Annotated in this window: 18 protein-coding genes and 1 pseudogene; 5 read left to right on the plus strand and 14 right to left on the minus strand. The window is 70.1% G+C overall.

The window, feature by feature from the left end:
• Positions 1-80: 80 nt before the first annotated feature.
• The 7 genes and pseudogenes from ACFC1I_RS06180 to ACFC1I_RS06210 form a co-directional block, all read right to left on the minus strand.
• On the minus strand, positions 81-392 hold the full coding sequence (locus ACFC1I_RS06180; RefSeq protein WP_375992262.1) for a thioredoxin family protein: 312 nt from the start codon (positions 390-392) through the stop codon (positions 81-83).
• Between the two features lie 1091 nt (positions 393-1483).
• Positions 1484-4645: pseudogene (locus ACFC1I_RS06185) on the minus strand (efflux RND transporter permease subunit); the annotation flags it as partial.
• A gap of 77 nt (positions 4646-4722) precedes the next feature.
• On the minus strand, positions 4723-5103 hold the full coding sequence (crcB, locus tag ACFC1I_RS06190) for a fluoride efflux transporter CrcB (protein ID WP_376007071.1): 381 nt from the start codon (positions 5101-5103) through the stop codon (positions 4723-4725).
• Positions 5100-5513, minus strand: a complete 414-nt coding sequence (locus tag ACFC1I_RS06195) for a CrcB family protein (protein ID WP_376007073.1) — start codon at positions 5511-5513, stop codon at positions 5100-5102. Before ACFC1I_RS06195 ends, crcB begins: the two co-directional genes overlap by 4 nt.
• A gap of 24 nt (positions 5514-5537) precedes the next feature.
• Complete coding sequence (locus tag ACFC1I_RS06200) at positions 5538-6506, minus strand: DNA topoisomerase IB (protein ID WP_376007075.1); 969 nt, start codon at positions 6504-6506, stop codon at positions 5538-5540.
• A gap of 72 nt (positions 6507-6578) precedes the next feature.
• Positions 6579-6845: a Rho termination factor N-terminal domain-containing protein gene (locus tag ACFC1I_RS06205; RefSeq protein WP_376007077.1), complete on the minus strand. Its 267-nt coding sequence runs from the start codon at positions 6843-6845 to the stop codon at positions 6579-6581.
• Between the two features lie 36 nt (positions 6846-6881).
• Positions 6882-7766, minus strand: a complete 885-nt coding sequence (locus ACFC1I_RS06210; protein ID WP_376007079.1) for an SDR family oxidoreductase — start codon at positions 7764-7766, stop codon at positions 6882-6884.
• Positions 7767-7979: 213 nt separating this feature from the next.
• Between ACFC1I_RS06210 and ACFC1I_RS06215 the strand changes: the two genes are divergently transcribed.
• Positions 7980-8144, plus strand: a complete 165-nt coding sequence (locus ACFC1I_RS06215; protein ID WP_181911764.1) for a hypothetical protein — start codon at positions 7980-7982, stop codon at positions 8142-8144.
• 94 nt (positions 8145-8238) lie between these two features.
• Here ACFC1I_RS06215 and ACFC1I_RS06220 read toward each other — a convergent pair whose 3' ends face one another.
• Positions 8239-9021: a MerR family transcriptional regulator gene (locus tag ACFC1I_RS06220; RefSeq protein WP_376007081.1), complete on the minus strand. Its 783-nt coding sequence runs from the start codon at positions 9019-9021 to the stop codon at positions 8239-8241.
• A gap of 174 nt (positions 9022-9195) precedes the next feature.
• Between ACFC1I_RS06220 and ACFC1I_RS06225 the strand changes: the two genes are divergently transcribed.
• The gene (locus tag ACFC1I_RS06225) at positions 9196-10128 is read left to right on the plus strand and encodes a DUF4097 family beta strand repeat-containing protein (RefSeq protein WP_376007083.1); all 933 of its coding nucleotides are present in this window, start codon (positions 9196-9198) and stop codon (positions 10126-10128) included.
• Between the two features lie 4 nt (positions 10129-10132).
• A complete protein-coding gene (locus ACFC1I_RS06230) occupies positions 10133-10741 on the plus strand; it encodes a PadR family transcriptional regulator (protein WP_376007085.1) in 609 nt (202 codons plus the stop codon).
• A 132-nt stretch (positions 10742-10873) separates the two neighbouring features.
• Here ACFC1I_RS06230 and ACFC1I_RS06235 read toward each other — a convergent pair whose 3' ends face one another.
• Complete coding sequence (locus ACFC1I_RS06235) at positions 10874-11413, minus strand: universal stress protein (protein ID WP_376007087.1); 540 nt, start codon at positions 11411-11413, stop codon at positions 10874-10876.
• A 168-nt stretch (positions 11414-11581) separates the two neighbouring features.
• On the opposite strand from ACFC1I_RS06235, the gene ACFC1I_RS06240 reads away from it, so the two are divergent.
• Entirely contained in the window at positions 11582-11779 is a 198-nt protein-coding gene (locus tag ACFC1I_RS06240) for a DUF3073 family protein (protein WP_018173852.1), read from the plus strand.
• Positions 11780-11887: 108 nt separating this feature from the next.
• Here the strand turns inward: ACFC1I_RS06240 and ACFC1I_RS06245 are convergent, their stop codons facing one another.
• The 4 genes from ACFC1I_RS06245 to ACFC1I_RS06260 form a co-directional block, all read right to left on the minus strand.
• Positions 11888-13126 carry a CynX/NimT family MFS transporter gene (locus tag ACFC1I_RS06245; protein ID WP_376007089.1) on the minus strand — a complete coding sequence of 413 codons (1239 nt, stop codon included), beginning with the start codon at positions 13124-13126 and terminating at the stop codon, positions 11888-11890.
• A 53-nt stretch (positions 13127-13179) separates the two neighbouring features.
• On the minus strand, positions 13180-14640 hold the full coding sequence (purF, locus tag ACFC1I_RS06250; RefSeq protein WP_376007091.1) for an amidophosphoribosyltransferase: 1461 nt from the start codon (positions 14638-14640) through the stop codon (positions 13180-13182).
• 36 nt (positions 14641-14676) lie between these two features.
• On the minus strand, positions 14677-15828 hold the full coding sequence (gene purM, locus ACFC1I_RS06255; protein ID WP_376007093.1) for a phosphoribosylformylglycinamidine cyclo-ligase: 1152 nt from the start codon (positions 15826-15828) through the stop codon (positions 14677-14679).
• Between the two features lie 225 nt (positions 15829-16053).
• Entirely contained in the window at positions 16054-16923 is an 870-nt protein-coding gene (locus tag ACFC1I_RS06260) for an endonuclease domain-containing protein (protein ID WP_376007095.1), read from the minus strand.
• A gap of 297 nt (positions 16924-17220) precedes the next feature.
• Here ACFC1I_RS06260 and ACFC1I_RS06265 point away from each other — a divergent pair, with 297 nt between their 5' ends.
• Entirely contained in the window at positions 17221-17832 is a 612-nt protein-coding gene (locus ACFC1I_RS06265) for a zinc-binding alcohol dehydrogenase (RefSeq protein ID WP_376007097.1), read from the plus strand.
• A gap of 42 nt (positions 17833-17874) precedes the next feature.
• Here ACFC1I_RS06265 and ACFC1I_RS06270 read toward each other — a convergent pair whose 3' ends face one another.
• Positions 17875-18228 carry a potassium transporter Trk gene (locus ACFC1I_RS06270; protein WP_376007099.1) on the minus strand — a complete coding sequence of 118 codons (354 nt, stop codon included), beginning with the start codon at positions 18226-18228 and terminating at the stop codon, positions 17875-17877.
• Positions 18229-18309: the final 81 nt, after the last annotated feature.

Below are 18309 nucleotides of genomic sequence, written 5' to 3' on the forward strand. Positions count from 1 at the left end.
CGTAGGCGGCGGTGCCGTGCAATGCGTGCACTCGGCGGCGGGGCAGGGTTCGGCCGCAGCAGGAACACTGGACCGCCGCGTCAGTGTCCATAGGCGGCGATCGCGTCGACGAGCTGTTCGGCTGTGGGGAGGCCAGCCAAACCAGTGGGAGTCGGATAGACCCTGCAGGCGAGGTCGGTAGTGCGCCCACCGCTCGGGAAGAGATCCTGGCCGTCGATCGTGATGGTGGGCGAACCCGCGAAGGAAAACTGGGCTGCATCTTCGGGCGTGCTGATCAACCGATAGATGATTGCCGTCTCACTGAACCCGGCTTCATTCAGTGCATCGCGGAGGCGGTTCCCGGCTTCGACCCAACTCGGGCACTCGTCGATATGCAGGACCTCGATGTTCATCGCCCCATTCTCCGCCCGAACTGTGGCTCATGGTGACACCAAGCCCGATTGCGGGTCCTTCATCGCGCAACCGAAACGCGGACTCGGAGCGCCGGCGGGAACTTCAGCGGGAGTGCCCGTTTACCCAGCCCGGTGAAGATGCCCGTGTGGCCGCGCTATTCGCGCGGCCACACGGGATCGTCGCAGCAATGTCGTGTTGCGACGCGAGAGCTGGGTCAGTGGCCGTCGCGCGGACGATCCTCGCCATTCGCGGGCTCGTCTGAACCCTCGTCGAGCGAGCTCGCTTCGCCTTCGGGCGCACCATTGTGCTCGTCCGCCGCTTGCGGCACCTCATCCGCAGTGCCCTCGGCCCGATCGGCCCCGGCCGAGCCATCACCGTCCTCGGCGGGGAGATCCTCCGTCTGCTCGGCGGGGTCGGGCGCGTCCTCGGATTCGTGGGGCTGCGGGTCTGCGTCGGGCTCCTCAGAGCCTGTCGCGTCTTCGGCCTCGGAAAGCTCTTCGACCTCCGGCTCGCCCGGCTGTCCGGGTTCCGCGTCGGCGACCGGCACTGAGTCGTCTGCTCGCTCGGTGTTGTCCGTCTGCTCGGCCTCATCGGCCGGAGCCGGCGTTGGCTCTGCTTCCTCGGCCTCAGCCGCCGGCTCATCGTGAGCGGCTGCGTCCGTGACCACCTCGGTCTCGCCGGCGACATCTGCCTCAGCGAGGGCGACTTCGTCCGACTCCGAACCAGCCTCGGGCTCAGGCACAACGGTCTCCACAGGCGGGACCTCAGCGGCGTCCGCCTCGGGCTCACCCGCGTCGACGGGCTGCGGCGCAGCCTCAGCCTCGACGGGTGCCGGCGTAGAGTCCGACACCTCGACGTCGGGGCCTTCCTCGATCACGGGCACCGCGACCTCCGAGGTCTCGCCGACGGCCGAACCACCGCCTTCACGCTGCCTCCGCTGCCGGCGGGTCTCGAACGCCGCAGCGCCCACAGCACCCACAGCACCCGCGGCACCGGCACCACCCACAGCGTCCGAACCCGCGACCTCACCCGAAGCCGCGGCCCCCGCCGCACCAGCGCCCGCGCCGACACCGGCGCCCACGAGCACGCCTGCGGCCGCAGCATCCATTCCGCCCTCAGGCCCATCGCCCTCGGGACCCGAACCGTCGCCGCCACCGTCGCCCTCGTCGCGACGGCGCCGCTTCTCAGCCCGCCGCTCCTTGGCACCCTCGACGAGGTTGTACAGCGTCGGCAGCACGAGCAGCGTCAGCACCGTCGACGACACCAGGCCGCCGATCACGACGATCGCGAGGGGCTGCGAGATGAAGCCGCCCTGGCCGGTGATGCCGAGCGCCATGGGCGTCAGCGCGAAGATCGTGGCGAGCGCCGTCATGAGGATCGGGCGGAGGCGTCGCGAGCCACCGGCCATGGTGGCGTCGTGCGCCGAGAGGCCCTTCTCGCGGTACTGGTTCACCAGGTCGACGAGCACGATCGCGTTCGTCACGACGATGCCGATGAGCATCAGCACGCCGATGAGCGACGCGACGCCGAGCGGCACGCCGGTGATGATCTGCAGCAAGATGGCGCCGGTCGCCGCGAACGGCACCGACACGAGCAGCAGCAGCGGCTGGCGCAGCGACTTGAAGGTCGCGACCATCACGATGTAGACGATCAGGATCGCCGCGAGCAGGGCCAGGCCGAGCTGCGAGAAGGCGTCCTGCTGCTGGGTCACGACGCCGCCGAGCGTGGCGTCGGCCGACGACGGCAGGTCGGCATCGTCGAGGGCCGTCGTGACCGAGGCCGTCGCGACCTGGAGGTCGTCGGTCGACGGGGTGATCGTCACGGTCGACGTGCGCTGGCCGCCCTCGGTGGTGATCGAGGTCGGGCCCTCGCTCTCTTCGACCGTCGCGACCTGCTCGAGCGGGATGGGCCCGGTGGCGCTCGGCACCTGCAGCTGGCGCAGGTCGTCGAGCGACGCCGGCGTCTCGGACGCCGCGAGGTACACGGTGAGCGACGTGTCGTCGATCTCGACCGTGCCGATCGACTGCGGCTGCATCGTGTTCGACACCAGCGCGCCGACCGCGACCTCCGAGAGGCCGAGCTCCGCGGCCTTGTCACGGTCCACGGTCACGGCGATGTACGGCAGCGAGGCCGACAGGTTGCTCGAGACCTGGCCCACGCCTTCGGCTCCGTCGACGGCCGAGATGACAGCATCCGTCGCCTCTTGCAGCGTCGAGGAGTCGGGAGCCGTGACGTCGATCGCGATGTCGGTCGAGCCGAAGCCGCCGCCGCCCGCGCTGACGGTGATCTCGCCGGCGTCGTCGAGTTCGGCGACCGCCGCCTGCACCTCTTCGCGCAGGGCCACCTGGTCGACGCCCGGGTCGGTCGTGATCGAGTACGTGATGCCGCTGCCGCCGCCCGAGAAGGCGTCGCGCAGGGCCGAGCCGCTCGAGCCGATCGAGACCTGCACCGTCTCGATGCCGTCGATGTCGAGCAGTGCCTCTTCGACCTGCTCGGCGGCGGCGCTCTCGGCCTCGAGCGAGGGAGCGGCGCCGATGCTCTGCGTCATCGTGAACGTGTTCTGCCCCGAGTCGCCGAGGAAGTTGACCTTCATGAGCGGCGCGGCGGCGATCGTGCCGACGAGCACCAGCACGGCGAGGGCCAGCGTGACCCACGAGTGCTTGAGCGTCCAGCGGAGGATCGGCAGGTACGACTTCTGCAGGCGGCTGGGCGGCGCGGACGCGTCTTCGGGGTCGACCGCGACGCCGTCGGCGCCGAGGAGCGGCTTGCCCGGCTTGAGGAACCAGTACGCGAGCACCGGCACGATCGTGAGCGCCACGAACAGCGACGCGGTCATGGCGATCGTCACCGTCATCGCGAACGGACGGAACAGCTCGCCCGTGATGTCGCCCACGAACGCGATCGGCAGGAACACCGCGACGGTCACGATCGTCGACGCCGTGATGGCCGCGGCCACCTCGCGCACCGCGCGGCGGATCGAGTCGCCCTTGTCGGCATCGCCGACGTAATGCCTCTTGATGTTCTCGATCACGACGATGGAGTCGTCGACCACGCGCCCGATCGCGATCGTGATCGCACCGAGGGTCAGGATGTTGAGCGAGTAGCCGAACGCCTGCAGACCGATGAACGTGATGAGGATGCTCGTCGGGATCGAGATCGCCGCGACGAGCGTCGAACGCACCGACAGCAGGAAGACGAAGATCACCAGCACCGCGAACAGCAGGCCGAGCAGACCCTCCTTCGCGAGGGTGTCGATCGACTCCTGGATGTACGGGGCCTGGTCGAAGACGACCGTGAACTCGGCGCCGTCGAGCTTGTCCTCGAGGTCGGGCAGCACCTCGAGCACGCCGCGCGACACGTCGACGGTGTTCGCGGCGGGCAGCTTCGTGACGGCGATCGTGAGCGCCGGCTCGCCGTTCACGCGCGAGATGGTCGTGACGGGGTCGGCCTCTTCGGCCACGGTCGCGACGTCGCCGACGGTCTTCTGGCCGGCGATGAACTGGTCGGCGGTCGACGGCACGAGCGGGAGCGCCGCGATCTCGTCGACCGACCCGATCTTCGACCCGGTCTGCACCGTGAGCGTCTCGTCGCCCTCGGTGATCTGCCCACCCGGGAACAGCACGCCGTTCTGGTCGAGCGCATCGCGGATGGCCTGCTGCGTGTAGCCGGCCTCCGCGAGGGCGGCCTGGTCGGGCGTGATCGTGACGCGCTGGCCCACACCGCCGACGATCTGCGCCGCGTTGACGCCGTCGACCTCCTCGAGATCCGGGATGACGGATGCCTCGAGCTGAGCCTGGATCGTCGCCTCGTCGTCGTAGCCGGTCACAGCGAGCTGAATGACGGGGAAGTCGTCGATGCTCGCCGAGATGACGTTGGGCTCGACCCCGCTCGGCAGCTGCGACTTGATGCGGTTGATCGCCTGCGTCATCTTCTGCTCGGCGGTCGCGAGGTCGGTGCCGTAGGTGAACGACGCCTGCACGATCGAGGCGTTGGTCGTGCTCGTCGCACTCGTCGACTCGAGCCCCGGCACGCCCTGGACGGCGGTCTCGATGGGCACCGACACGTCGTTGCTCACGACCTCGGGCGACGCGCCCGGGTACGTCGACACGACGATCAGCGCGGGGAACTCGATCGAGGGGATCAGTTCCTGCTTGAGGTTGGTGAGCGCGAGCCCGCCGAAGATGGCGGCGACGATCGTGATGAGCGCGATGAGCGCACGGTTCTTGAGACTCAGAACGGCGAGGTTCGACACGAGGAGGCCTTCGCTGGAGTGGTGCAGGGGGAGGGCGGGAGCCCGATCGATACGGAGATGTATCGCGTTTCAGTATTTCATGCGGCTCTCATGAAACCGCTCCCGAGCAGCAGCCCGAGCCCGGCGGCGACGGCGGCGAGCGCGAGCGTGCCGAAGAGGTTGAGCGCGGCGTGGCGCCAGCGCCCCCGCTGCGCGAGCAGCACGGTCTCGACCGAGACGGTGCTGAAGGTCGTGTAGCCGCCCAGCAGCCCGAGTCCGAGCACGAGCGACAGCTCGGGCGCGATGGCGGTGCCGAGCCCGGTGATCACGCCGAGCACGAACGAGCCCGACACGTTGACCACGAGGATCCCGACGGGGAACCGCCCGCCCGCGGCGGGCGTGAGCCACCGGTCGACGAGGTACCTGAGCCCCGCGCCGACACCGCCCGCGAGCGCGGCGACGAGCAGCCAGGGGTTCACGCGGCGTCCTCCGGGTACTCGATCTCGCCCGGCCGGTCGGCGATCCGGCGTCCGATGAACAGTCCGACGATCGCGCCGAAGACACCCGCGATGACGGATGCTGCGGCCAGCCCCGCCGCGAGCCACGGGGTCGTGACCCAGAGGGCTGTGGCCACCGCGAACGCGCTGTACGTGGTGAACCCGCCCATGGTTCCCGTGCCGAGGAAGGAGCGGAGCAGCGGGCGCCGGTCGTCGAGCCAGCCGACGACGACCCCGAGGATGAGGGATCCGGCGACGTTGATCCCGAGGGTGACCCACGGCACCGCCGTCGGATCGGTCACCGGGTCGAGCACGAGCGCGCGGGCGAGGACGCCGATCGCCCCACCGGCCACCGTCACCCCGAGGATCCGGGGATCGACGGGCTGCGGCATCCCCTCACGCTACTCCCGCCGCCGTCACCGCCCCGGCTTCAGCAGCCCGCGGATCGCGGACTCCGGCGTGATCGAGAGGTCGAGCACGTTCCCCTCGCGGTAGCGCGTGAACACACGCGGGTCGATGTATGAGCCACGCGCCACCGCGGGGGTGTTGCCGAGCGCCTCGGCCGTCGCCTTCACCGCCAGCACCTCGGCGCGCTTGCGGTCGGTCTTGGTGTCGACGGTGCCGATGCGCGCGAGCGCCTCGGCCGCGAGGATCGTGCCCCGGAGCGTCCGGAAGTCCTTCGCGGTGAACTTCCCGCCCGTCAGCGCCCGCACGTACGCGTTCACCTCGGCCGGCGTCAGCGCCACGCGCCGCCCGCCCCGCTGCCACGCGAGCAGCGGCGACCGCGGCCGGCCCGCGGCCAGCAGCTCCATCACGGCTGCGAGGTCGGCGTCTTCGAGCTCGAGCACCTGGTGCTTGCCGCTCTTGCCCGGGAACTCGAAGGAGACGACGGATGCCTCGACCGAGACATCCCGTCGCTGCAGCGTCGTGAGGCCCCGGCTGCCGTGCGCGGCGAGGTACCGCTCCGAGCCGATACGCGGTGCGGCGTCGTCGAGGAGCCGGAACGCCACAGCGAGCACCCGCTCGCGATCGAGGTCCGCACGACGGATCGACGTGGTGACCCGGGCCCGCGCGCGGGGCAGCGCCTCGGCGAGCGCCAGCGAGCGTGCGAACTTGCCGCGGTCGCGGCCCGAGGTCCAGTCCGGGTGGTAGACGTACTGCCGGCGGCCGGCGTCGTCGACGCCCACGGCCTGGATGTGCCCGTCGGGTCGTGTGCTGATCCATACGTCCTGCCACGCGGGCGGGATCACCAGCGCGTGGATCCGGTCCAGGTGCCGGGGCGCGGGTGTGCGGCCCTTCGCGTCGAGATACCGGAAGCCCGACCCGGCCCGCAGCCGACGGAAGCCGGGGTCCTCGTAGGGGCGGACGCGCGCGAGCTTCGGCATCCGTTCACGCTACCGGGGTCGTCGTGTCGGCCGACGGACTCGGGTGACCCGCCGGCCGGGTCACACGCGACGTCAGTGGTTGCGGATCATCGAGATGAGCTCGGACTTCTTCTTGCCCGAGTAGCCGCTCAGTCCGAGCTCCTTCGCGCGCTTGCGCAGCTCGGGCACCGTGCGGTCCTCGTAGTCCTCGGCGTTGCCGCCGCGCTTGCCCACCGTCTTGCGGCCCTGCGCCGCCGCGGCGTTCGAGATGCGCGCGGCCTTCTCCTTCGAGGCGCCGTCCTTGCGGAGCTCCTCGTACATGTCGCGGTCCTTCAGGCTCGCTCCACGCTTTCCGGGCATGGCTTCCTCCTTCGTCCACCGCCGCGGGGGCGGGTTTCACAGGCCCTTGCCTCCGGTCACCGGCAGGATCGCGCCCGACGTGAACGACGCGTCGTCGCTCGCGAGGTACACGTACGCGCCGGCGAGCTCGGCGGGCTGCCCCGCCCGGCCGAGCGGCGTGTCCTGTCCGAACGTGGCGAGGCGCTCAGCATCCCATCCCGTCGCGGGAATGAGGGGCGTCCAGATCGGTCCCGGCGCGACGCCGTTCACGCGGATGCCCTTCGGCCCGAGCTCTTCGGCGAGCGCCTTGATGAACGCGACCTGCGCAGCCTTGGTCATCGCGTAGTCGATGAGCGACGGCGACGGGTTGAACGCCTGGATCGACGTCGTGACGATGATCGACGACCCGGGCTGCAGGTGCGGGATCGCGGCGCGCGCGGTGAACATCTGCGCGTAGAGGTTGGTGCGGAAGACGCGGTCCAGCTCCTCGGTCTCGAGCGTCGCGAGGCTGTCGCGGTCCTTCTGGTACGCGGCGTTCAGCACGAGAAGGTCGAGGCCGCCGAACTCGGCGACGGTGCGCTCGACGATCTCGCCGCAGAAGTCCTCGTCCCGGAGGTCGCCCTCGAGCGGCAGCGCCTTCGCGCCGCTCTCGGTGATCCAGCGGGCGGTGTCGTCGGCGTCTTCCTTCTCCTCGGGCATGTAGGTGAGCGCGACATCCGCGCCCTCGCGGGCGAAGGCGATCGCTGCTGCGCGGCCGATACCGGAGTCGCCGCCGGTGATGAGCGCCCGGCGCTGCGACAGGCGCAGCGCGCCTTGGTACGCGCGTTCGCCGTGGTCGGGTTCGGGGCGCGTCTCGTCGGTGAGGCCCGGCTGCTCCTGATGCTGCGCCGGGAAGCCGTCCTCGTGGTGAGCGGTCGTCGGATCGGTCGCGGATGTGCTCATACCCGCGAAGCTACGGTCGGGCCGCCGACGTCGCACAGGGGTTGACTTCCCCTCGGAGCGGCTCTACGCACAGCGCCGGTGGGCCCGGCGTATCACCGGAAAACCGGCGTCGTCAACCCCCTACGGACGCCGCGGGGCCGGTGCCACTGTCGAGATGTGCCCACGAGGCACGCGATGCATCACATGCATCGACGACGAAGAAGGAGAGCTCCTATGAACCTCGCCCTGATCATCATCATCGTCGTCGCGATCATCCTCGCGATCGTCGGCGGCCTCAATTCGGCGCTGAGCTGGCTGCTGTGGGTGGCCATCATCGTCGGCGTCATCGCCCTGATCGCCTTCCTGTTCCGCGTGATCAGCGGCGGACGGGGCACCTGATCCCTGCACCTCAGGACAGTTGACGGATGGATGCCGCGGCCACAGGTGGCCGCGGCATCCGTCCGTCTTCTCGTGGTCGAGGTGGCGCTCGGACTCAGAGGTTCGCGTCGGCGTAGACGCGGAGCGCGTCGCGCACGAACTCGGCGCCGTGCGTGCCGCCCTGGGTCGTCGCGTAGTTCGCGCCGAACCGCGGGTCGGCGACGTACATCTCACCGAGGCCGATCACGTATGCCTTCACGTCGCCGCCGGGCACCGCCGCGGGGGTCCCGGGAATGCCGGTCAGCCACTCGACGTGCCGCTTCGCGACCGCCTGCGCCTCGGCGCTGTCGGGGGCGATGCCGGATTCCGCGGCCGCGATCCAGTCACGGCCGAGGTCCGAGACGCGCTGCTGCCACGCGGCCTTCTCGTCGGCGCTCATCGAGCGCCACCAGCGGTCGCTGTCGGCGTAGGCCTTCTTGCCCCAGCGCTCTTCGACCTCATCCTTGTACTGCGTGTGGTCGAAGCCGTCGAACATGTTCTCTGCCATCAGTCGTTCACCTCCTCTCACTGCGTTGATCGTGTTCTCGACCGACGCGATCTGCCGCGCCAGCCTGTCCTGTTCCTGCCGGAGCCACGCGAGGTGCGCCTCGAGGGCCGGCACCTCGCCGGTCTCGCGCTCGATGACCGCCGCGACCTGCGGCAGCCCGAGTCCCAGCTCGCGCAGCAGCAAGATGCGCTGCAGCCGCACGAGCGCGGCCTGGTCGTAATAGCGGTAGCCGTTGTGGCCCGTGCTCGACGGCGCGAGCAGCCCGATGTCGTCGTAGTGACGCAGCGTCCGGCTGGTGGTGCCGGCGAGCTTCGCGATCTGCTGGATCGACCACTCCTGCTCGTCCTCCATGACGACCTCCTCTCTCTCGTTCGTCGTCGCTGACCACGTTAAAGGTTGACGTTGCGTCAAGGTCAAGGGCGGTCGACTGAGTTTCTTGACACAGACGCGATATATCGTGTTACTCTCGTGTCACGCGATATATCGCGATATGGATCACCCCTAGATACCGCAGGAGAAGCAGTCATGACCCTGGAGAAGTGGATCATCCACCCGGGCGAGACGCGCGTCATCGACATCGAGACCGTGCGCACGCTCAAGATCGGACTCGTCGGCGGCCAGGTCGACGTGATCGCCCACGACGAGCCCGGCATCCGCATCGAAGTCCACGACGTCACCGTCAAGGACCTCCGCATCGAGGTCGCCGACGACCACGTCGAGATCGACCACCCGCAGCTGCGCTGGGACAACTTCCTCGAGGTGTTCCGCAACTTCGGCAACACCGGCCCCAAGGCCGAGATCAGCGTCGCAGTCCCCCGCGACGTCGCCCTCACCCTCGGCGTCGTCAGCGCCAGCGCCCTCGTCTCGGGCCTCAAGAACGGCGCCTCGCTCAACACCGTGTCGGGCGACATCATCGTCGACGGCCTCACCGGCGACCTCTCGGTCAACGCCGTCTCGGGCGACGTGCAGGTGCGCGAGCTCGTCGGCTCGCTCAACGCCAACAGCGTCTCGGGCGACGTCGCCGCCACCGGCACCATCCGCAAGGCCACCATCGACACGGTCTCGGGCTCGCTGCTCGTCGACTCGACGGGCGACCTCCTGACGGCCGGGCTCAACACCGTCAGCGGCACCTCGACGGTGCGCCTCGACGAGGGCCACCCGGCCAACTACGTCGTCCGCAGCGTGAGCGGCCGCGTGCAGATCGACGGCGTCGTGCGCTCCGGCAGCGGCACCGGCCCGACCACGAACTACTCCGGCTCGGTCGGCGAGCTCTCGGGCAGCTTCGCCGACGTGCGCGCGCACAGCGTCTCGGGCGACATCACGGTGCTGCGTCGCGCGGCGACGTCGGTGACGGATGCTGCGCCCCACGAGTCCGTCGACGCGCCCGCGTCTGCTCCGGCTTCGGCTCCCGCCGAGACGTCGGCCCCCGCCGCTGGCGTCGATGAAGAGGAGTGGTGAAACCATGGCCCCGGTCTTCTCGCACGGCGACCTGCGCCTGTACCTGCTGAACCTGCTCGATGAGGGGCCGCGCCACGGCTACGACATCATGCAGGCCCTGTCGGACCGCACCGGGGGCACCTACACCCCCAGCGCCGGCACCATCTATCCGCGCCTGGCGAAGCTCGAAGAGGAGGGCCTCGTGACCAAGTCCGTCGACGGACGCAAGACCGTCTACGCGATCACCGAGGCCGGCCACGCCGAGGTGCAGTCGCGCGCCGGCGAGCTCGAGGGCATCGAGGCAGGTCTCGCCGACTCGGTGCGGCTCATCGCCGACGAGGTGCGCGGGAGCGTGCGCGAGGCGATGAAGAGCCTCCGCGCCGACCTGGCGGCCGCGTCCCGCGACGAGCGCGAGTCCACCCCGCAGCCCTCCCGCGAGGACGACCCCCGCGTGCGCAGCCGCGAGCAGGTGCAGCGCGTCGACGCCCTCGTGAACGAGTTCCGCGCGAACGTGCGCGGCGACGTCCGCGTCCACGTCGCCCGCGGCGGCGAGCTCGCCGCCGCCGTCGTCGACCAGCTCGCGTCGGAGCTCGACCGCGTGGCCCGCGACGTGACACGCGCGCTGCGAGGCTGAGCCGCAGCATCCACTCCCCCCTCACCTCCGGTGAGACGACAGGCGGCGGACGAAACCTCGGGGTTCACCCAGGGTCTCGTCCGCCGTCTGTCGTTTGAGCGTCGAGGGGCCGCGCCCCGCGCGGTGGGCCGGTCAGGCCGGCCAGATCTCCTCGTCGTCGGGGACGGGCTCGCCGAGCGGCACGATCAGGATCGGGCGGTGCTGGCGGTGCGCGAGGCGCGCGCCGACCGACCCGGTGAAGAACTCGCGGACCGACTCGCCGAATCCGCGCTTGCGGGTGCCGACCACGAGCAGGCGGGCATCGATGTTGTCCGCGAACTGCTTGATGGCCATCGCGGGGTCGCCGACGAGCTGGCGCACCGTCCACGTCGGCCCGGTATTGCCGAGAACGGATGCTGCGGCCTCCTGCACCTTCGCCAGCTCGCCTTCGCCGGCGGCGATGTTGATGTCGATGGGTGCGGAGTGCACGTAACCGTCGGGATCTTCGTAGGTGACGAAGCGCGTGACGTCGACGTGCACGACCACGAGCGGAGCCTGGAAGAGCTTCGCGTAGCGTGCCGCCTCCTTGAGGACGCGCGGCGATTGGTCGGGGATCACACCCGCGACCACCGCTCCGCGCAGACCCTCATCGGTCGTCGCTGCGCCTTCCGGCTCGGATGCCTCGTCGGTCATATGTCCGCACTCCTCGTCCACCGGTGGCGTCGGAACCGCCGGGGTGCGGGGGCTCCGTGTTATCCTGAATGCTACTCTTACCGGTTCGAAGCCGGATTCGTGAATGCCCGGGTTTGCGAGGCTGAGAGCCCGCAAAATAGCCCGCGATCCTAAATGAGGGGGTCTCGCATGGGGCGTGGCCGTCAGAAGGCGAAGCACACCAAGATCGCCCGAGAGCTGAAGTACGACACGTACAGCGTGAACTACTCGGCGCTCGAGCGCGAGCTCGGTCACCACAGTGAAGACGAGTACGTCGACAAGTGGGCCGACCAGTACAGCGACGAAGACGAGGACGAGACCTCGCCGCTCTCTTCGTCGCAGGCGTAACACCTCGCAGGCAGGCCGCCGATCCGGCGGCCTGACCGGTGTTCGCCGACCCCGCAGTCGGGAGACCCGGAGCCTCTACGGCCCGGGTGCTCAGGGCTCGGGGCCGCCTCACCAGGCGCCGTGGCGCCGCTCCCAGTCGTCCTCGACGGTGTGGGGGCGCGCGGCGACGACCCCTGCGGGGATCGCTGCGGCGACGACGATCGCCAGCACGATGAGCGGACCCGTCCACGAGTCCGTGGCCTCGTGCAGCAGGCCGATGCCGAACGGGAACAGCGCCGCGATCGCGTAGCCGCCGCTCTGCGCGAACCCGCTCAGCGCGACCGAGCCCTCGTGCGTGCGGGTGCGGAGGCCCAGGAGCACGAGGATCATCGGGAACAGCAGCGGCGCGAGGCCGAGCAGCACGACCCACAGCCACGGCGCTGCGGTCGGCGCGAACAGGAACCCCGCGATGCCGGCGAAGCCGCACGCGACGGCGATCCCGAACAGCAGCCGGGTGGCGTTCCAGCGCGTCACGAGCAGCGGCACCACGAGGGATGCCGGAAGCCCCATGAATCCGAAGAGCGACAGCAGCGCACCGGCCGCGGCCGGGCTGACGCCCGACACATCGACGAGCAGCCGCGGCAGCCACGCGAACGACGTGTACGCGATGGTGCTCGACACCGCGAACGCGACGAGCAGCGCCCACGCGAGCGGGAGCCGCCACATGCGTCCGAACGCCTGCGGGCTCGGCTCCTCGAGATCGTCGTCGTCCTTCTCGGCCTGCGCGGCACGGTGGCGGACCGCAAGGCGGATCCACGGGATCATCGCCACCAGGGCGAAGACGGCCCAGAGGCCCAGCGAAACGTGCCAGTCCGCAGCATCCGCCACCGGAACCGCGATGAGGGGCGGCACGAAAGTCGCGACGGCCATCGTGGTCGAGAACAGCGTCGTCATCAGCCCGATGCGATCGGGGAAGTAGCGCTTCACGAGCGGCGGCAGCAGGATGTTGCCCGTGCCGACGGCGGCGAACACCAGCGCCGTGCCCGCCAGCAGCAGTCCCCAGCTCGGCGCGAAGCTGCGCGCCACGAGGCCGAGGGTCACGACCGCCATCGCAGCGACGGCGAGGCGTTCGAGCCCGAACCGGCGCTCGAGCGCCGGCGTCAGCAGGCCGAAGATCGCGAAGCACACCGGCGGCGCCGTGCCGATGAGCCCGATGACCGCCGGCGGGACGGCGAAGTCCGCGGCGATGTGGTCGTAGAGGGGAGACAGCGAGGCGACCGCCGAGCGCAGCGAGAACGCGAACAGCACGATCCCGACGAGCGCGAGGGTCCTCCCCTGCCACATCGGACGGGCAGGAGACGACTTCACCTATCCACCCTACGGGCGGTGACGGATGCCTCGGCCCGGCGTGGGCGCGAAGGTCAGGACTCCTGCGAGCCCTCGACCCACGCCAGGTACTCGTCGGTCACGGTTCCGGTGATGTAGCGGCCGTCGAAGCAGCTCATGTCGAGGTCCTCGACGTCGGAGCCCTCGAGGATCGCCGCCTTCAGGTCTTCGACCTCCTGGTAGACGACGAAGTCGGCGCCGAGCTCTTCCGCGATCTCGGGGATGGTGCGGCCATGGGCCACGAGTTCGTGCCGCGACGGCATGTTGATGCCGTAGACGTGCGGGTAACGCACGGGCGGCGCAGCCGAGGCGAACGTGACGCTCTTGGCCCCGGCATCCCGTGCCATCTGGATGATCTCCTTCGACGTCGTGCCGCGCACGATGGAGTCGTCGATGAGGAGCACGTTCTTGCCCTTGAACTCGCTCGACATGGCGTTGAGCTTCTGGCGCACGCTGCGCTTGCGCGCCGCCTGCCCCGGCATGATGAACGTGCGGCCGACGTAGCGGTTCTTGTAGAAGCCCTCGCGGTACTCGACGCCCAGCTTGCGGGCCACCTGCATGGCGGCCGGCCGCGACGAGTCGGGGATCGGCATGACGACGTCGATCGCTTCCTTCGGCGTGTACTTGGCGATCGTGTCGGCGAGCCGGTCGCCCATGCGCAGGCGTGCCTCGTACACCGAGATGCCGTTCATGACCGAGTCGGGACGCGCGAGGTACACGTACTCGAACGAGCAGGGCACGAGCTGCGCCTCGCTCGCGCACTGCTGCGTGTGCAGGTTGCCCTCGAGGTCGATGAAGACGGCCTCGCCGGGGTCGACGTCGCGCACGACCTCGAACTCGCCGTTCTCGAGCACCAGCGACTCGCTCGTGACGACCCACTCGTGGTGGCCGTCCTCGTTCTTGCGCGTGCCGAGGATGAGGGGACGGATGCCGTAGGGGTCGCGGAACGCGAGCAGCCCGTAGCCGGCGATCAGCGCGATGGCGGCGTACGAGCCCTCGACGCGCTCGTGCACGCGGGTGACCGCCTGGAACACCTGCGCCGGGTCGAGCTCGAGCCCCGAGATCGAGGACTGCAGCTCGTTCGCGAGAACGTTGACCAGCAGCTCGGTGTCGGACGACGTGTTGAGGTGGCGACGGTCCTTGTGGAACAGCTCCTGCGTGAGCTCGCGCGTGTTCGTGAGGTTGCCGTTGTGCACCAGCACGATGCCGTACGGCGCGTTCACGTAGAACGGCTGCGCCTCTTCCTCGTTCGACGCCGTGCCCTTGGTCGCGTAGCGCACGTGGCCCAGGCCGATCTCACCGAGGAGCGCGCGCATGTCGCGCGTGCGGAACGACTCGCGCACCTGCCCCTTGACCTTGTGCATGTGCACGACGCCGTGGCGCTCGGCGGTCGCGATGCCCGTGGAGTCCTGACCGCGGTGCTGCAGGAGGAGGAGGGAGTCGTAGATCTCCTGGGTGACGGACCCGCGGCCCACCATTCCGACGATTCCGCACATGGGTGTTGCCTGCTCCTGCTGTGTTTCTGACTCGGCTCAGCGAGCCGCGTGGTCTGCGTACGTGCCGACGAGGCGCACCGCGCCGCCGTCGACGCCCTTGGCGCCCTGCTCCCAGTGGCCGTCGGCGGGGCGGTCACCGGTGTGCACGACACCCACCTGCCACGTCGCGATGCCTTCACGGGAGAGTGCGGATGCTGCGGCCTCGGCCTTGTCGGCCGCCACGACCGCGAGGAACCCGATGCCGAGATTCCACGTGCCCTCGGTCGCCTCGAGCTCGAGGTTGCCGAGGTCGGCGAGGACGCGGAACACCGGCGAGGGCGACCACGTCGAGCGGTCGACCTCGACCCACGTGCCCTGCGGGAGCACGCGCGCGAGGTTCGCGGCGATGCCGCCGCCGGTGACGTGGCTGAGCGAGTGCACCGCGTCGCCGGTCTCGGTGATGAGGCGCAGCAGCGGCAGCGTGTAGAGGCGCGTCGGCTCGAGCAGGGCCTCGCCCCACGTCGTGCCGAAGTCGGCGGCGTTGTCGCCGTACTGGATGCCGGAGCCCGCCACGATGTGGCGCACCAGCGAGTAGCCGTTGGAGTGGAGGCCGCTCGACGCGAGGGCGAGGACGACGTCGCCCTCGCGCACCCGCTCGGCTCCCAGCACGCGCGAGGCCTCGACGATGCCGGTCGCGGCGCCCGCGACGTCGTAGTCGTTCACCCCGAGCAGACCCGGGTGCTCGGCGGTCTCGCCGCCGACGAGAGCCGTGCCGGTGGCCGAGCAGCCCTCGGCGATGCCGCGGACGATGTCGGCGATGCGCTCGGGGAAGACCTTGCCGCACGCGATGTAGTCGGTCATGAACAGCGGCTTCGCGCCGACCACGACGATGTCGTCGACGACCATGCCGACGAGGTCCTGCCCGATCGTGTCGTGCTTGTCGATGGCCTGCGCGATCGCGACCTTCGTGCCGACGCCGTCGGTGCTGGTCGCGAGCAGCGGCTTGTCGTAGGCCTTGAACGCGCTCGCGTCGAAGAGTCCGGCGAAGCCGCCGACGCCCCCGAGCACCTCGGGGCCGTGCGTGCGTCGCACCGCGGACTTCATCAGCTCGACGGCGAGGTCGCCGGCTGCGGTGTCGACACCCGCAGCCTGGTAGGGATTCACAGGCTGCTCGGGGCGGGAAGGGGCATCGCGTTCGGATGAGGCCACGGCTACCAGCCTACCGGCGACCCACCTGGACGGATGCCGGGGGCCTCCGCTGTTACGCCGCACCCCGCGGAGTGAAGGCGTGCTCAATGCGCTGGGGCGTAGCATCCACGATTCTGCTCCCCGACGCCGCGGCTCCCGTGACCAGCGGAGGAGATGTGGTGAGCGGAGGATGGATGCTGCGCCAAGACGTCCTCCGCCGGCCACATCTCCTCCCGCCGCGACGGGTCAGGCGTCACCGGTCGGTGCGAGATGCAGTCCCTGCGCGACCGCCTGCATGATCAGGGCCTGCACCCCGGGCCAGTCCTCCGTGACCTGGATGAACCCGACCCGGATGACGTGGTACCCCATGTGACGGAGGACCGCATCATGGGCGTTGTCGCTCGCGCGCTGCCGTCCCACGTGGTGGCCTCCGTCGATCTGCAGCACCAGTCGTTCGCCGATGAGGAAATCGACCCGATGCCCCGCGATCCAGGCTTGCGCAACGATGCGCAGCTTCATCCATCGGAGCCGCGGTACGACGAACGTCTCGAGCCCGGAGTCCGAGTAGGGACTGGCGACTTCGATGACCCTCCGCACCCCCGGCGTGAAGGGCAGCCGCAGGAGTGCCGGCTTCTGCACGAGGCCCTTGTTGAGTGCGGACTCCACGATTGCGAGCGCCGGTTCGAACGGCTGGCATGCGCACACCAGGGCGAGGGCGTTCTCGAGGGAATCCTCGAGCGCCGCCGGGTCTCGTGGGATCACCGGCGCAGCCCGATGGAGGTGTACTCCCGGCCGCAGCGCGACGCGGCCGGCATGAGGGTGCGCGGCTACGTGCGTGTCCGGGCTCTCGGCGGCGATCCACAGCCCCAGACGACGTGCGCGGGTGACGCACGAGATCACGACGCCTGCCCGCGCAGCGTTGAGGATCAGGGGATCGACGCTGGGAACGGCGACCCAGACGCGCCGCACGACGCGAAGGAGCCCGCCGGCGATCGCCGTCTCGATCGTGCGCTGCGCATGTCCGGCTTTCACCATCGCGACACGACGGACGATTCCGCCCTGATCGGACACCGCGGACAAGAGAGCGAGCGTGCGCTGCTCGGCTTTCAGCTTCATCGTCCTGATCATGCGGACGCGCCGACCGCACGGATCGAGCAGATGACCGCATTGTGCAGAACTCGCGGCGCGGACCCGCTGGGGAGGACGCTCCGCCGGCGTGGTCCGCCTCGCCTCGCCCGTGAGGAAGGGAGGAGATGCGGGGAACGGAGGAGGCGAGCGGGTGGACCGGTCCTCCCTTCCCCACATCTCCTCCCGACATCACGCGCGGACTGCGGGCGGGCGACGGGAGGCGACATCCACTCCATGCTGTTCCGGGCCCGCCGCGACGTCGATGCCCGGATCTACAATGGCCGCATGGGCGGCGCCGGTGCTCCGGAGTGGCTGATCCGCGAAGACGCCGGTCAGCCGGTTCTTCTCGCGCTCTATCTGCGGCAGGTGCTCGGCATCCGCTCTCCTGAGGAGCTGCCGCACCTGCGCGGTATCCCGCCCCGGGCGAACGACCGGTCCGAAGAGTCGCAGGCGCTGCTCGAACGGCAGTGGCGCGAGTTCTGGGCGATGACGGTCGAGCCGCAGGCGCACCCGTCGCCGGTCCCCCTCGATCTCGTCGAGGGCTTCGACACGGCGCTGGCGCTGCCGACAGAGGGCTGCGCCGAACTGCGGGCGGCGTTCGAACCGCACGCGGCGGAGGCGCTCGCGTTCGCGCAGTCGGCCAACGCGCGGTACCGCAAAGAGGCGTCGCACAGCACGGGCACGGCGTATCGCGCCTACGCCGGGGCGATCGCCGAGCACGAGCGGCAGGTCGGCCGCCGGGCGCACTCGTTCGAGCTCAACGTGCAGGTGCTGCCGCTGAATCAGCGCGGGGTGTGGTGGATCGGCTCGCTCACGATCGCCGTCACCGACGGACTGCGGGGGGATGTCGCGGCCTTCGACGCCGCGATCCACCCGATCATCGCCGAGCTGGCGTAGCGCGCCGGCTCAGGAGGCCCAGGCGGGCCCAGGGGTGGCGGCTCAGTGGGCGGGGCCGTGGCCGTTGGTGCCGGGCTCCGGGTCGACGTGCACCCTCTCGTGGTCGACGGCGACCTCGTGCGTGTGACGGCGCGAACGGCGGTCGAGGATGAGCGCGAGGATGCCGCCCAGCACCAGGCCGATGGGGGCGCAGATCAGCGCCAGGAAGCCGAACACCTGACCCTGCGAGTACAGCACCCCGGTGTTGGGGCTGACTTCGGCGGTGCCGTTGAAGGCGAACGTGAGGATCATCGCGACGAAGACGCCGACCAGCGCCCCGACGATCAGGAACACCGAGATCTTCGGTGCGCGTCGCACGCGCACGGTCTCGATGCGGTCCTGGCTGTGCTCGGGCATGCACCCATTGTCCCACCGTCGCCGCGGGTTCGCTCCCCGGCGGCTGGGGAACCGCGCGCGGCTCGGAGCCGAAAAGAGGCG

The organism is Microbacterium sp. NPDC056044 (genome assembly GCF_042267145.1).
Lineage (GTDB): Bacteria > Actinomycetota > Actinomycetes > Actinomycetales > Microbacteriaceae > Microbacterium.

Excerpts from the sequence above, each read along its gene's own strand:
- ACFC1I_RS06200 (WP_376007075.1), bottom strand. The coding sequence starts at position 6,506 with ATGCCGAAGCTCGCGCGCGTCCGCCCCTACGAGGACCCCGGCTTCCGT.
- ACFC1I_RS06205 (WP_376007077.1), bottom strand. The coding sequence starts at position 6,845 with ATGCCCGGAAAGCGTGGAGCGAGCCTGAAGGACCGCGACATGTACGAG.
- ACFC1I_RS06215 (WP_181911764.1), top strand. The coding sequence starts at position 7,980 with ATGAACCTCGCCCTGATCATCATCATCGTCGTCGCGATCATCCTCGCG.
- ACFC1I_RS06195 (WP_376007073.1), bottom strand. The coding sequence starts at position 5,513 with ATGCCGCAGCCCGTCGATCCCCGGATCCTCGGGGTGACGGTGGCCGGT.
- ACFC1I_RS06180 (WP_375992262.1), bottom strand. The coding sequence starts at position 392 with ATGAACATCGAGGTCCTGCATATCGACGAGTGCCCGAGTTGGGTCGAA.
- ACFC1I_RS06240 (WP_018173852.1), top strand. The coding sequence starts at position 11,582 with ATGGGGCGTGGCCGTCAGAAGGCGAAGCACACCAAGATCGCCCGAGAG.
- ACFC1I_RS06260 (WP_376007095.1), bottom strand. The coding sequence starts at position 16,923 with ATGAAGCTGAAAGCCGAGCAGCGCACGCTCGCTCTCTTGTCCGCGGTG.
- ACFC1I_RS06270 (WP_376007099.1), bottom strand. The coding sequence starts at position 18,228 with ATGCCCGAGCACAGCCAGGACCGCATCGAGACCGTGCGCGTGCGACGC.
- ACFC1I_RS06265 (WP_376007097.1), top strand. The coding sequence starts at position 17,221 with ATGGGCGGCGCCGGTGCTCCGGAGTGGCTGATCCGCGAAGACGCCGGT.
- purF (WP_376007091.1), bottom strand. The coding sequence starts at position 14,640 with ATGTGCGGAATCGTCGGAATGGTGGGCCGCGGGTCCGTCACCCAGGAG.
- ACFC1I_RS06210 (WP_376007079.1), bottom strand. The coding sequence starts at position 7,766 with ATGAGCACATCCGCGACCGATCCGACGACCGCTCACCACGAGGACGGC.
- ACFC1I_RS06235 (WP_376007087.1), bottom strand. The coding sequence starts at position 11,413 with ATGACCGACGAGGCATCCGAGCCGGAAGGCGCAGCGACGACCGATGAG.
- ACFC1I_RS06225 (WP_376007083.1), top strand. The coding sequence starts at position 9,196 with ATGACCCTGGAGAAGTGGATCATCCACCCGGGCGAGACGCGCGTCATC.
- ACFC1I_RS06220 (WP_376007081.1), bottom strand. The coding sequence starts at position 9,021 with ATGGAGGACGAGCAGGAGTGGTCGATCCAGCAGATCGCGAAGCTCGCC.
- ACFC1I_RS06230 (WP_376007085.1), top strand. The coding sequence starts at position 10,133 with ATGGCCCCGGTCTTCTCGCACGGCGACCTGCGCCTGTACCTGCTGAAC.